The organism is Neopusillimonas maritima, assembly GCF_003576595.1.
GTDB classification, from domain to species: Bacteria; Pseudomonadota; Gammaproteobacteria; order Burkholderiales; family Burkholderiaceae_B; genus Neopusillimonas; species Neopusillimonas maritima.
Window position 1 is genome coordinate 621,404 of record NZ_NQOU01000001.1, and the last position, 12,983, is coordinate 634,386.

11 protein-coding genes are annotated in these 12,983 nt (G+C 52.0%); 2 read left to right on the plus strand and 9 right to left on the minus strand.

From position 1 onward, the window contains the following. Positions 1–13: 13 nt before the first annotated feature. Complete coding sequence (gene pnp / locus CJO09_RS03045; protein WP_114419906.1) at positions 14–2,170, minus strand: polyribonucleotide nucleotidyltransferase; 2,157 nt, start codon at positions 2,168–2,170, stop codon at positions 14–16. A gap of 91 nt (positions 2,171–2,261) precedes the next feature. Continuing rightward, positions 2,262–2,531, minus strand: a complete 270-nt coding sequence (gene rpsO, locus CJO09_RS03050; RefSeq protein ID WP_114419908.1) for a 30S ribosomal protein S15 — start codon at positions 2,529–2,531, stop codon at positions 2,262–2,264. Positions 2,532–2,707: 176 nt separating this feature from the next. Between rpsO and CJO09_RS03055 the strand changes: the two genes are divergently transcribed. Continuing rightward, on the plus strand, positions 2,708–3,220 hold the full coding sequence (locus CJO09_RS03055) for a hypothetical protein (protein ID WP_114419909.1): 513 nt from the start codon (positions 2,708–2,710) through the stop codon (positions 3,218–3,220). Here CJO09_RS03055 and pssA read toward each other — a convergent pair. The 5 genes from pssA to CJO09_RS03080 all read right to left on the minus strand — a co-directional run bounded on the left by pssA (position 3,217) and on the right by CJO09_RS03080 (position 8,101). Then, complete coding sequence (pssA, locus tag CJO09_RS03060; protein ID WP_114419911.1) at positions 3,217–4,014, minus strand: CDP-diacylglycerol--serine O-phosphatidyltransferase; 798 nt, start codon at positions 4,012–4,014, stop codon at positions 3,217–3,219. The two genes, CJO09_RS03055 and pssA, sit on opposite strands and share 4 nt — an antisense overlap. 8 nt (positions 4,015–4,022) lie before the next feature. Further along, positions 4,023–4,673, minus strand: coding sequence for a phosphatidylserine decarboxylase (locus tag CJO09_RS03065; protein ID WP_114419913.1), 651 nt, complete (start codon positions 4,671–4,673; stop codon positions 4,023–4,025). A gap of 79 nt (positions 4,674–4,752) precedes the next feature. Further along, positions 4,753–5,769 carry a ketol-acid reductoisomerase gene (gene ilvC / locus CJO09_RS03070; RefSeq protein WP_114419914.1) on the minus strand — a complete coding sequence of 339 codons (1,017 nt, stop codon included), beginning with the start codon at positions 5,767–5,769 and terminating at the stop codon, positions 4,753–4,755. A gap of 105 nt (positions 5,770–5,874) precedes the next feature. Then, positions 5,875–6,366: an acetolactate synthase small subunit gene (gene ilvN / locus CJO09_RS03075; protein WP_114419916.1), complete on the minus strand. Its 492-nt coding sequence runs from the start codon at positions 6,364–6,366 to the stop codon at positions 5,875–5,877. A gap of 10 nt (positions 6,367–6,376) precedes the next feature. Further along, positions 6,377–8,101, minus strand: coding sequence for an acetolactate synthase 3 catalytic subunit (locus CJO09_RS03080; protein ID WP_114419918.1), 1,725 nt, complete (start codon positions 8,099–8,101; stop codon positions 6,377–6,379). A 484-nt stretch (positions 8,102–8,585) separates the two neighbouring features. Here CJO09_RS03080 and CJO09_RS03090 point away from each other — a divergent pair, with 484 nt between their 5' ends. Then, positions 8,586–10,850, plus strand: a complete 2,265-nt coding sequence (locus CJO09_RS03090; RefSeq protein ID WP_119441011.1) for an FUSC family protein — start codon at positions 8,586–8,588, stop codon at positions 10,848–10,850. Between the two features lie 55 nt (positions 10,851–10,905). On the opposite strand, the gene CJO09_RS03095 is transcribed toward CJO09_RS03090, so the two are convergent. Both CJO09_RS03095 and yaaA read right to left on the minus strand, forming a co-directional pair. Further along, positions 10,906–12,153 carry an MFS transporter gene (locus CJO09_RS03095; protein WP_119441012.1) on the minus strand — a complete coding sequence of 416 codons (1,248 nt, stop codon included), beginning with the start codon at positions 12,151–12,153 and terminating at the stop codon, positions 10,906–10,908. A gap of 14 nt (positions 12,154–12,167) precedes the next feature. After that, a complete protein-coding gene (yaaA, locus tag CJO09_RS03100; RefSeq protein WP_119441013.1) occupies positions 12,168–12,941 on the minus strand; it encodes a peroxide stress protein YaaA in 774 nt (257 codons plus the stop codon). Positions 12,942–12,983: the final 42 nt, after the last annotated feature.

Here is a 12,983-nt window from a genome sequence, read left to right on the forward strand (position 1 = left end):
CTAACGCAGAAGGTTATTCCGCGGCTGGAGCAGCCGGCGGAACCGGCTCGGTTGGACCTCCTTGCGCCTCGATACCACCGATCGCCTTCATGGACAAACGTAAACGACCTTTGTCATCGGCTTCAATCACTTTAATTTTCACGACCTGACCTACTTTCAACACATCGTTGATATTGTTGATACGGTAATTAGCGATTTCGGAAATATGAAGCAAGCCGTCACGACCTGGCAATACCTGCACAATGGCACCGAAGTCGAGCAGACGCAGAACCGGACCTTCATAGTCTTGCCCCACTTCAACGTCGGCCGTAAGCTCTTTGATACGACGCTCGGCTTCACGGGCTTTGTCGAGATCGGCGCTGGAAATGGTAATGGTGCCATCGTCGCCAATATCGATATTGGTGCCCGTTTCTTCAGTAAGCGCACGAATGGTGGCGCCACCTTTGCCGATGACATCACGGATTTTCTCAGGGTTGATTTTCACCGTAAGCATGCGGGGAGCAAACTCGGAAAGCTCGGTACGCGACCCTTCAATGGCTTCTTTCATTTTACCCAGAATATGCATACGTCCTTCATTGGCCTGCGCCAAAGCAACCTGCATGATTTCGCGGGTAATACCCTGAATCTTGATGTCCATTTGCAACGCGGTAACACCAGTTTGCGTACCGGCCACCTTGAAATCCATATCGCCCAGGTGATCTTCATCACCCAGAATATCGGTAAGTACCGCAAATTTGCCGCCGTCTTTAATAAGACCCATCGCCACGCCGGCAACGTGATCTTTAACCGGTACACCGGCATCCATCATGGCTAATGAACCACCGCATACCGAAGCCATAGAAGAAGAGCCATTGGACTCAGTAATTTCCGACACAATACGAATGGTGTACTGGAAATCTTCCGGGGCCGGCAAAGCAGCAATGAGTGCACGCTTGGCCAAACGGCCATGACCAATTTCGCGACGCTTAGGCGAGCCGAAACGGCCGGTTTCACCTGTGGAGAACGGTGGGAAGTTGTAATGCAACATGAAACGATCACGGCTTTCACCCATCACCGAATCAATGATCTGTTCGTCTTGTTTGGTACCGAGTGTTGAAATCACCAACGCCTGGGTTTCGCCCCGGGTAAACAAGGCGCTACCATGAGTACGGGGCAAAACACCCAAACGAATACTGATGGGACGAACAGTGCGTGTGTCGCGCCCGTCGATGCGGGGCTCCCCAGCCAAAATTTGCCCACGCACAATGGCCGACTCCAGATCAAACAGAATATTCTCAACTTCCACTGAATCGGGCACAGGTGCTTCTTTAGCCGCGGCATGCTCTTCAAGTTTGGTTTTTACTTCAGCATATACCTCACGCAGGCGTGCAGTACGCACTTGCTTTTCGCGGATTTGATAGGCCTCTTTCAAACCCTCTTCTGCAACTGCCTTAACCGCTGTGATCAAAGCCTCGTTGCGGGCCGGTGCCTGCCAATCCCACTCGGGCTTGCCTGCCTCACTGACCAAATCATGAATGGCATTGATGGCGGCTTGCATTTGTTCGTGACCAAACATCACACCATTCAACATGACCTCTTCCGACAGCTCTTTCGCTTCGGACTCAACCATGAGTACGGCGGCTTCCGTACCGGCAACCACCAGATTCATACCCGACACCTGCAACTGCGAAGTGGTAGGATTCAAAACGTAATCGCCGTCGACATAACCCACGCGCGCCGCGCCGATAGGCCCATTGAACGGAATGCCCGAAATAGCCAAAGCGGCGGAAGCACCAATCATGGCGGGAATATCGGGGTCTACTTCCGGATTCACCGACAGCACGTGAATAATGACCTGTACTTCGTTGTAAAAGCCTTCCGGAAACAAAGGACGCAACGGGCGATCGATCAGGCGCGATGTGAGCGTTTCCTTTTCAGAAGGACGGCCTTCGCGCTTAAAGAACCCACCGGGAATACGGCCAACCGAATAAGTCTTTTCGACGTAATCAACGGTTAAAGGGAAAAAATCCTGCCCTGGTTTGGCATTTTTGGCGGCAACAACCGTTGCCAGTACCACGGTATCATCAACTGATACCAATACGGCACCTGTTGCCTGGCGAGCAATCTCGCCGGTTTCCATTACAACAGTGTGTTGGCCGTACTGGAACGACTTGGTCACTTTATTAAACATTACACAGTATCCTTACAATAAAAAAACCGTGCACACCACGATTGTCTCGTAGTGTCCACGGTTGTACATCATGGGGAACCAGCCCCTGATATCACTTACGCAAGCCAAGCTTTTCAATAAGCGTGCGGTAAGCGTCGGGATTACGGCTCTTTAGGTAATCGAGCAATTTGCGACGGCGACTAACCATGCGCAATAAACCGCGACGCGAATGGTGGTCTTTTTTATGCGTTTTGAAGTGGTCGGTCAGTTCGTTGATGCGAGCGGTGAGCAATGCCACCTGAACTTCCGGAGAACCGGTGTCGCCCTGCTTGCGCGCGAACTGCGAAACAATATCGGACTTCTTGATTTCTGCTACAGACATGATGAGATTTCCTCTTGAACATGCGACAAGGCCGAGGTGCCTTGACGTGAACGATAGATAAATACGACTAACTGCCTACGCTGCCCAAGCCAAATGGGCCAAATACAACAAGACAGATGTGGGATTATAACTGATCCGGTAGAATTTGCAGGAACACACTGTCAGGTGCAACTTCTATGAGAACCCTTCCACTAAAACCGGTTTTAATGGCAAGCCTGCTTGCATTAATCGCCGGATGCACCAGTATCACCTCAGTTCCTCCCGGCACATCCGCCCAGCAAATGGTCGGCCAGTTCGGCACCCCAACCTATCAATGCCCGCTTGAAAACGGCGGTACACGTTTAATCTGGAGCCTGCAGCCTTTTGGTCAGCAGGCCTGGGCCACCAATACCGATAAAGAGGGGCGAATTGAGGGGGTAAAACCTGTTTTAACCGACGCGCATTTCAGCATGTTGCGCGAAGGCGTATGGACACCGGAAAAACTGCTATGTGAATTCGGGCCACCGGCCGAAAAATCAGCAGTTGGCCTGCCCTCTGTGCGCCAAATTGTATGGAGCTACCGTTACCAGCAAGACGGCGTATGGAACTCGCTTATGCATGTTTATTTAGGGCGAGACGGCAACCAGGTAACCCGTTTTCACCCCGGGCCCGACCCTATGTACGAACGCAACCGGTTCGGCATGTTCTAACGGTTTTCGGTGTCGTTGCCAGGCGGCTGATCGTCGTTAGCGCGCCTGAAGCTTAATTGCTTTGCCTTGCGCAAACGCCACAACAAAACGCCCCAACCCGACAAACCATACACCACAAATAAACCAAACAAGACAACCGGTGGATCGCTGGAGACAAACACAAACGCCGCTACCAATACCAGAATGACCCAAAATGGAACACTGCGGCCCAGTGCGAAACTCTTGCCGCTGTAAAAAGGCAAGTTGGTGACCATGGCAACACCTGCATAGACCGTTACCGCGAACGCTATCCAGGCAATTGCGCCATCTTGCAAGTGAAACTTGTTGTCGACGGCGAGCCACATAAAACCCGCCACCAAAGCAGCAGCCGCCGGACTAGGCAACCCCTGAAAAAAGCGCTTGTCGACCACCGCAATATTGGTATTGAACCGTGCCAGCCTTAATGCCGCCCCGACCACATAAATAAACGCAGCCAACCAGCCCCATCGGCCAAGGTCATGCAACATCCATTCGTACATAATGAGTGCAGGGGCAATGCCAAACGATGTCATGTCAGCCATGGAATCGTATTGCTCACCGAATGCAGACTGCGTATTGGTGAGGCGGGCCACGCGACCGTCCATGCCATCGAACACCAAAGCCAGAAACAACGCAATAGCAGCAATTTCATAGCGACCATTCATGGCTTGCACAATGCCATAAAAGCCGGCGAACAAATTGGCCGTTGTGAATGCATTGGGCAGCAAATAAATACTGCGGCGTCGGCGGGTTTCGTCTGAAGACAAATTAGGCATAAAGAAAATTAACTTGAAAGTTCAGCCAGCACTGTACTGGTCGCGCTGACCTTGTCTCCGATTGCAACCCGGGGTCGTGAACCCAGCGGCAAATAAACATCGACCCGGGAACCAAAACGGATAAAACCATAACGTTGACCGCTGTACAAGCGCTCACCTTCCTTAGCGTAGCAAAGAATCCGCTTTGCCACCAACCCGGCCACTTGAACTGCGGTAACAGTTTGCCCGGCATCTGTTTTAAGCACCATGGCATTACGCTCGTTTTCAAGCGACGCTTTGTCGAGTGCAGCATTAAAAAACTTGCCGGGGAAATACGCAATCGACTCCACCGTACCATTTACGGGAGAGCGATTTGAATGCACATTGAAAACATTCATGAACACACTTATTTTCAACGCCTGACGATTGGCGTAAGGGTCGTGCGTTTCTTCAACGACCACAATACGTCCGTCGGCGGGGCTTAACACATTCGCTTCGCCATCGGGTGCCACGCGTGCCGGATCACGGAAAAACTGCAGCACAAACAAGGCCAGCAGCCAGAAAATTACTGATACGCCTGGTGACCAAAGCGTAACCAAAATTGCAACCACAACAGCGATGGCCAGAAAAGGCCAGCCTTCACGGGCAATAACAGGATGGGGGTAAGGCGGTTTTTTCATAGGCTTCAAAGAAAAAGCGGGGACAGGCCTTGCAACAACTGCAGCGAACCTGACCCCGCTCTATGGATCCGGAAAGATCTTAGTTCTTGGATTGATCAACCAGTTTGTTGGCCGCAATCCAAGGCATCATTGCACGCAACTTGCCACCGACCTGCTCAATTTGAGATTCGGCATTCAAACGGCGACGCGAAAGAATGGTGGGCGCGCCGGCCTGATTTTCAAGAATGAAGCTCTTGGCGTAATCACCTGTTTGAATATCGCGCAGAACCTGACGCATGGCATTTTTGGTCTCTTCCGTAACAATGCGCGGGCCGGTGACATACTCACCGTATTCTGCGTTGTTGGAAATTGAGTAGTTCATGTTGGCAATGCCGCCCTCGTAAATAAGGTCGACAATCAGTTTCAGCTCGTGCAGGCACTCGAAATAAGCCATTTCAGGAGCATAGCCCGCTTCAACCAGCGTTTCGAAACCCGCCTTGATCAGTTCAACGGTACCACCGCACAGAACGGCCTGTTCACCGAACAAGTCGGTTTCGGTTTCTTCACGGAAGTTGGTTTCAATGATACCGGCACGGCCGCTACCAATAGCGCAAGCGTACGACAGCGCGATATCGCGTGCGGCGCCGGACTTGTCTTGATGAACAGCAACCAACGCGGGTACACCGCCGCCTTGGCTATAAGTGCCGCGAACGGTATGGCCCGGCGCCTTGGGCGCAACCATGATGACGTCGACGTCGGCACGCGGCTGAACCTGACCATAATGAACGTTGAAGCCATGAGCAAATGCCAACACGGCACCCGACTTCAGGTTCGCGTCGACGTGATCTTTGTATACCTGAGCAATGTTTTCATCGGGCAACAGGATCATGACAACATCGGCACTTTTTACCGCGTCGGCCACTTCAGCCACTTTCAGGCCGGCGTTTTCCGCTTTCGACCATGACGCACCGCTTTTACGCAAACCCACCACGACATTCACGCCGGACTCATGCAGATTAAGCGCATGGGCGTGACCCTGCGAACCATAACCGATGATGGCAACCTGTTTACCTTTCACCAGCGAGAGGTCACAATCTTTGTCGTAAAAAACTTTCATTTAACTTGCTCCAGTACAAAGCGTATTTTAGTAGAGCCGGGTTTACGCCGACCCATAATGGTTAATCGAATGCCCGCCTGCGGCGGGCAAAAATGTCCTGCAAACCTACAATTTTAAAACACGTTCGCCCCGACCAATGCCGGACACGCCCGTACGGACGGTTTCCAGAATGGCACTGCGGTCGAGCGCACCGATAAAGGCTTCAATTTTTTCCTGATTACCGGTCAGTTCAATGGTGTAAGCCTTGTCGGTTACATCGACGATATGACCGCGAAAAATGTCGGCCATACGCTTGATTTCCTCGCGCTCTTTACCCACAGCCCGAACCTTGATCAGCATCAGTTCGCGACGAATATGCGGCCCTTCGGAAAGATCGACCACTTTCACCACGTCGATAAGACGATTCAGGTGCTTGGTGATTTGCTCAATGACTTCATCGGAACCCGTCGTGACGATCGTCATGCGTGACAGCGTGGTATCTTCGGTTGGCGCGACTGTTAACGTTTCAATGTTATAGGCACGTGCCGAAAAAAGCCCCACCACACGAGACAATGCGCCGGGTTCGTTTTCAATAAGGATGGAAATGACATGTTTCATAAGTCTGTCCTTATAACTCTTCTGAACCCAGCAACATTTCCGTCAGGCCACGACCTGCTTTCACCATCGGCCAAACATTTTCCGTTTGGTCGGTAATGAAATCAAGGAACACCAAACGGTCTTTATGTTTGCCGAATGCTTCGCGCAACGCCGGCTCGACGTCGGCGGGTTTATCAATAAGCAGACCTACGTGGCCGTAACTTTCCACCAACTTAACGAAATCAGGCAAGGCATCGACATATGATTCCGAGTAGCGTGAACCGTAATCAATTTGCTGCCACTGGCGAACCATACCCAGATAACGATTATTCAGGCAAAGAATTTTAGGTGACAAATGATATTGCTTGCAGGTGGACAATTCCTGAATGTTCATCTGAATGGAACCTTCACCCGTAATCACCGCAACATCACGCCCGGGGTTGGCCATTTGCGCCCCCATGGCATAAGGCAAACCTACGCCCATGGTGCCCAGGCCACCGGAGTTGATCCACTGACGCGGCTCCTTGAAGCCGTAATACTGCGCCGCCCACATTTGATGCTGGCCGACATCGGACGTGACAATGGCATTGCCACCAGTCACTTCCCAGAGCTTTTCAACAACAAACTGAGGTTTGATCACCTCATCGGACGACTTATAGCGCAAGCACTCTTTGCCACGCCAGGTATTGATTTGCTTCCACCACGGATCGATACGCGCCGGGTCAGTGCGGTCTTCCGCCACCGCCATTTGCGAATAAAGATTAGTAAATTCCTGCAGAACGTCTTTAACATTACCGACGATAGGTACATCGACCTTGACACGCTTGGAAATGGAGGACGGGTCGATGTCGATATGAATGATTTTGCGTTGGTTCTGCGCAAAGTGCTTGGGATTACCAATAACACGGTCGTCGAAACGCGCGCCTACGGCGACCAACACATCGCAGTTCTGCATGGCCATATTGGCTTCGTACGTACCGTGCATGCCGGGCATGCCCACGAAACGCGGATCGGTGGATGCGATCGCACCCAAGCCCATTAAGGTATTGGTGCAAGGTGCGCCCACCAAATCAACCAATTGGCGTAGCTCGTCAGCCGCATCGGCCAACACAACACCCCCACCGGAATAAATCATGGGGCGCTCTGCCGCAAGCAGCATTTGCACGGCTTTTTTAATTTGGCCCTGATGCCCTTTCACAACCGGCATATAAGAGCGCATCGCCACTTCGCCCTTCTGGGCGGTGTACTTGCAGGTCGCGATGGTAATGTCTTTGGGAATATCGACCAATACGGGGCCGGGGCGCCCTGTTTTGGCAATATAAAACGCCTTGCGCATGGTTTCGGCAAGGTCTTTTATGTCACGCACCAGGAAGTTATGTTTGACACAGGGGCGTGTGATACCCACTGCATCGCACTCCTGGAAAGCATCCTCACCAATGACCGCTGTCGGCACCTGACCACTAATGATCACCATGGGAATGGAGTCCATGTATGCAGTTGCAATGCCTGTAACAGCATTCGTTAAGCCAGGCCCACTGGTGACCAGCGCAACGCCTATTTTGTTGGACGAACGGGAGTACGCATCGGCCGCATGAACAGCAGCCTGTTCGTGACGAACCAGAATATGCTTGAAGCTATCTTGCTTGTAGATTGCGTCGTAGATGTAAAGTACCGCACCACCGGGATAGCCGAATATGTGATCAACACCTTGTTCAGCCAGGCAGCGCACTACGATGTCGGCGCCATTGAGTTCCATAATAAATTCCTTTCATAACCGGCCCTGACACACCGACTGGCCCTTGCGGCCCGGGCTGCACCGGCATCGGCAACATAATCCGGCGCTTTGTGACCCACGGAGCCACGCCACCCAGACACCTTGCAGAACCGACACGCACCCATCGACATGCAGTGCACGCATTCAAATGAATGCAAGAGGTAGAAACGGAAAGCGTTGGCAACACACGCTTGTGGCGCGGCCAACCGCAAATCGCACGTTAAATTTTGAGGCGCAAGAAACCAGGCGGATAACCCGGCAAAAAGCCATACCTTCACGGCTCACCCAGGATAAGCAGGCGAGCCAAACGATTACTTTACCGCGTTGCAGCAACAGAATCAAATGGAAACGTTTGATTTTGCAGATTAAATCGGCCAACGTCGCACATTTCACACATTAAGCCTCTATACTTGAAAACTTCCAGCGGACTCTGTGCCTACAGAACAACGCAGTAAACGCAACAAATATGGCTTCCACCCTACCCCAGCTACAGCGTTTTTTTTATAGCCACTATTTTCTTGGCGGACTGCGCCAGGCTACCGGTGTCATTATCCCGGCACTGTTCCTAAGTTTTTTTTTCCAACAATACGGCATGGCAATGGTCGCCGCCATCGGCGCTGCCTGCGTTGCCGTAATCGACCAACCGGGCAGCCCGCGCCGCTATAGCTTCAACAACATGATCGGTGCGGTCTTGCTTGGAACGCTGACCACTGCAGTTACCGGATTAAGTACGACACACCCGATTCTGCTCTGGTTTGTCATCCCCACCCTGTGTTTCATTTTTTCAATGTTTACTGTGTACGGCCGCCAGGGTGGCCTGATGGGGTTTGCCTGCCTGTTCATCATGACACTGACCATGCGTCAGCCCCTGGAAACACATGAAGTCCTTATCCATACATTAAGCTCATTCGGCGGCGGCGTCTTTTACTTTGCATTCAGCGCTTTTATTCACCGTGTTTTCTGGCATCGGGAAGAACGGCAAGCACTTTCAGTTGCCCTTTTTTCCACCGCCGACTATATCGAAGCGCGATCACGCTTATACGACGTCAATCACGATCTGGAAGAAAGTTACCGCCAATTGATGCGCACACAATCGGCCATGACCGATACGCAACAAGCCGCCCGAAACACCGTACTACGCGAGCTCCCCACCGGTCAGTCACGCTCCGACCAGCAACGTTACACCGCATTGAACATATTCATTGATATGGTCGCGCTGCTTGACACCCTGGTGGCAACACAAACCGACTATGCAACCTTGCAACGCACTCTGGCCACCAGCGATGTTCTCATTTTTGCTCGGGACGCTCTGCGCAAACTGGCCAACAATACGCGTCAAATTGCTCTCGATGTTGCCCGCCACAAACCCGTCACGGAACGCAGCAGTGTTAAGGCGGAAATACGGGCTATTGAATACGAGCTGGAGCTATATCGACAAAATGGTTTTGCTCAAGGGAACGCTGAGGTCTATACACTTTTGGTTCAAGTGCTGCGCCGTTTACGCAATGCGGCGCGCATTGTGGAACGCATGACAGAGCACACGCACGCACGGCGGGCGTCTTCTTTGGTTGATACCCGTCTTAATAAAACCCTGGGCCGTTTCCTGACACACAATGAGTTGCGCCTTGGCATGATCACCAGCAACCTGCGGCTGGACTCTCCCAGTTTTCGTTATGCGGTTCGAGTCACCATTGCCGCAATCATCGCACTGGCGATCGACCACGGTTTAACCTTGCTACTTCAGATGTCAGGGCGCGATCCCGGTTTCACGATACATGGCTACTGGATTATTCTGACGACCATTATTGTGCTCAAGCCAGGGTACGCCCTGACACGACAACGCAACCTGCTTCGTTTGCTGGGCACTTTCATAGGCTGCCTGCTGGCGCTGATTATTCTGAACCTCAACCCGCATATCGACATTTATTTCTTTATCCTGGTTGTCGCGTGCGTATTGGGGTACAGCATGCTTCAGCTTAACTTTATGGCCTCGGCGACCTTCAATACCCTGTGCATTCTGCTGGCGTTCAATTTAACCGCTCCGGCGTCAACCTTCCTTATTGGTGAACGCCTGGTTGATACGGTAATCGGTAGCCTGGTCGCCCTGGGGTGCAGCTACATTCTGCCTTGGTGGGAATACAATTTCATGGGCTCGCTGGCTAAAGCGGCACGTACAGCCAACCATCGCTTTTACCGCACCGGGCTGCTGTATGCCGACTTAAACCGCACGCTTTTAAGCATCGAAAATCAAACGGTCAATTCCTCGGTCACAAAAGACCTTGACGTCACAACGCTCACCCAGCAAGTCCACGAGGCCGACGTCAATTGGCGCCTGGCACGCAAGAACGCGTACATAGCGCTGGGTAACCTAACGTCGGCGTTTTACCGAATGATGGCGGAACCCACCCGATGTCAGAAGAATGTTCCCGAGGTTAACCACCTATTAATCCAGAATCACTTGCTGGCATCGCAAATCAGCGCCGCGGTTCCACTACTGGCACAATTGCCTGAGATTCCAACTGGCATCCAGCAATCGCTTGACGCCATCGACGCACTATTGGAAGATCGCAATGCCCCGATTCCAGTGAGCATTGAAACTGAAGGCGATTTGGCGGCATTAGCCTACCCAATTCGGCAAATGAGCCGCGCCGCACAATTGATTCACCAGGAAATGCAAGTCTTCGAAAAGCCGCAAAGCGGGCCACAGGCACCCCAGCCCCAACCCGCCTGACTCGTCGGCGCGTTCATTCCAAAATAACAGACGTACTCATTCCATCGTGGCCAAACTAAGCTTGCCTGGCGTAGGGATCCTCAAGCGGCCTGGGTGCCTTACTGGCAAAAAACCAAACCGCTGTCAGTGCCTGCAAGCCCAGGAGCAGATACCATGCCGTCATGTGTGCAACTGCCGGATATACCCCTGTGGTAATCGGTTCCCACAATTCCACAACCCAGCCAATAATGTTCTGAAAGAGGAAGATAAGGAAAAACACCAACATATTGAAGGTCGTACCCACACGGCCCAGCATATGACGGGGGAAAGTCTCTACCAGCACGGCGTAGATCAAAATGTTCGTACCGCCAAGAAAGCCGTAGGAAGCCCACAAGAAAATACGCGGCACGGGTGCATCCAGCAAAATCATCAACTGCACCAACATAAAGCAACCGGTGAATACACCCACCAAGTGGTACAGACTAATGCCCATTTTCTCGATACGGCGCGCCGCAACCCCCGACACAATGCTGCCAATCACTGCTGCAAAGCCCAGCATGGATACCAAACCATCGACAGTCGATAGCGGCAAGTTCTTCACATCGAGCAGATACGGCTTCATCCACAAGGATTGGACCCCATAAAATACACCGCTGGCCGTTGAGGGAAACAAAACAATCTGCCAAAACAACGGGGTTTTCGCGAGCTCCCAAGTACCGAGAAACTGCGAACCCAAGCCAGGGCGCGTTCTGCCTGACGCCCGCCCGGGCCCCACATCGCGAGAACCAAAATACAACAAACCCGCGACCACAACCGTGATGAATGCGACCAGATAGCTGGCCACTTGCCATGAAATGACGCCAAGAAGAAGCGCGAGCGGCGTTCCAACTACGGCGCCACCCAACCCCCCAATTGCCACCACTCCCCCGTTTACCATTGGCAAGCGGTGTGTAGGAAAAGTGAATGCCATGGCCTGAAAGGCGGCACCCAAACAAACCGATACGCCAATCCCAATAAGCAGCCGCCCTACCATAAGGCTGGTTAAGCTCTCGCTTAAGCCGAACACCACGGCGCCCACAGCCGCCACCAGCATAAACGCCGCGTTAACGCGGCGCGGTCCCCACGTGTCAAGCGCGGCCCCAGCCGGAATCTGTGCCAACGCAAAGCCTAGAAAATACAAACTGGTTAGCATGCCGAGGTCGCCCGCCGACAAGCCAATTTCGGATGTTAAAAACGGCGCAAACCCAATGTTAATGCCGCGATAAAGATAAGAAACAAAATACCCAAACGAAAAGAACAAAAAAACCCGTGTTGCGTTCTGCATGCCATCCCTTCGCATTAAGCCTGTTTACGGCGGAAAACCAGTTTGGCATCCGTCGAGGCCGAAGCATCGTAGGCATATCCTTCAGAAGCAAATTGCGTCAATTTCTTGGGGTCATCTATTTTGTTTTCAATGACGAAACGCGCCATTAAGCCGCGCGCACGCTTGGCATGAAAGCTAATCACTTTCCAGGCCCCGTTTTTATAATCCTGAAACACGCACTGAATGACATTGGCCGACAGTGTCTTTTTATCGACAGCCTTGAAGTATTCTTCCGAAGCCAAATTCAAAATAATTTTGGATTTATGATCTTTCAGTTGTTCATTTAAATAGTCGGCAATTGAACTACCCCAATACTCATACAGGTTTTTGCCATTTGGGTTTTCAAGCCGGGTACCCATTTCAAGCCGATAAGGTTGCATGAGATCAAGCGGGCGCAACACCCCATACAGGCCACTTAAAATCGCAACGTGGTCTTGTGCCCATTTCAGTTGCGCATCCGATAGCGAGGGCGCCTCCAGGCCTTCGTATACATCCCCATTGAAAGCCAGCGCAGCCTGACGGGCGTTTTTCAAAGAGAACTTAGGAGTCCAATTGCTGTAACGCTCAACGTTCAGCTCTGCAAGCGAATCACTCAGGCTCATCAGCTCGCCAACCTCGGAAACCGACTTCTTGCGCAAAATATCAATCAGAGGCTTCGCCTGCTCAACAAAAAGCGGCTGGGTATGCAACGACGTTCGAACGGCCGATTCATAATCCAGCTTTTTCGCTGGTGACAATAAAAGCAACATTTCCCTTTCCTTTACATCAAACCTTTGATAACCAACCCCTTA

Bases quoted from the DNA above. Each gene is read 5' to 3' on its own strand.
- pnp (WP_114419906.1), bottom strand. From the start codon at position 2,170: ATGTTTAATAAAGTGACCAAGTCGTTCCAGTACGGCCAACACACTGTT.
- rpsO (WP_114419908.1), bottom strand. From the start codon at position 2,531: ATGTCTGTAGCAGAAATCAAGAAGTCCGATATTGTTTCGCAGTTCGCG.
- CJO09_RS03055 (WP_114419909.1), top strand. From the start codon at position 2,708: ATGAGAACCCTTCCACTAAAACCGGTTTTAATGGCAAGCCTGCTTGCA.
- pssA (WP_114419911.1), bottom strand. From the start codon at position 4,014: ATGCCTAATTTGTCTTCAGACGAAACCCGCCGACGCCGCAGTATTTAT.
- CJO09_RS03065 (WP_114419913.1), bottom strand. From the start codon at position 4,673: ATGAAAAAACCGCCTTACCCCCATCCTGTTATTGCCCGTGAAGGCTGG.
- ilvC (WP_114419914.1), bottom strand. From the start codon at position 5,769: ATGAAAGTTTTTTACGACAAAGATTGTGACCTCTCGCTGGTGAAAGGT.
- ilvN (WP_114419916.1), bottom strand. From the start codon at position 6,366: ATGAAACATGTCATTTCCATCCTTATTGAAAACGAACCCGGCGCATTG.
- CJO09_RS03080 (WP_114419918.1), bottom strand. From the start codon at position 8,101: ATGGAACTCAATGGCGCCGACATCGTAGTGCGCTGCCTGGCTGAACAA.
- CJO09_RS03090 (WP_119441011.1), top strand. From the start codon at position 8,586: ATGGCTTCCACCCTACCCCAGCTACAGCGTTTTTTTTATAGCCACTAT.
- CJO09_RS03095 (WP_119441012.1), bottom strand. From the start codon at position 12,153: ATGCAGAACGCAACACGGGTTTTTTTGTTCTTTTCGTTTGGGTATTTT.
- yaaA (WP_119441013.1), bottom strand. From the start codon at position 12,941: ATGTTGCTTTTATTGTCACCAGCGAAAAAGCTGGATTATGAATCGGCC.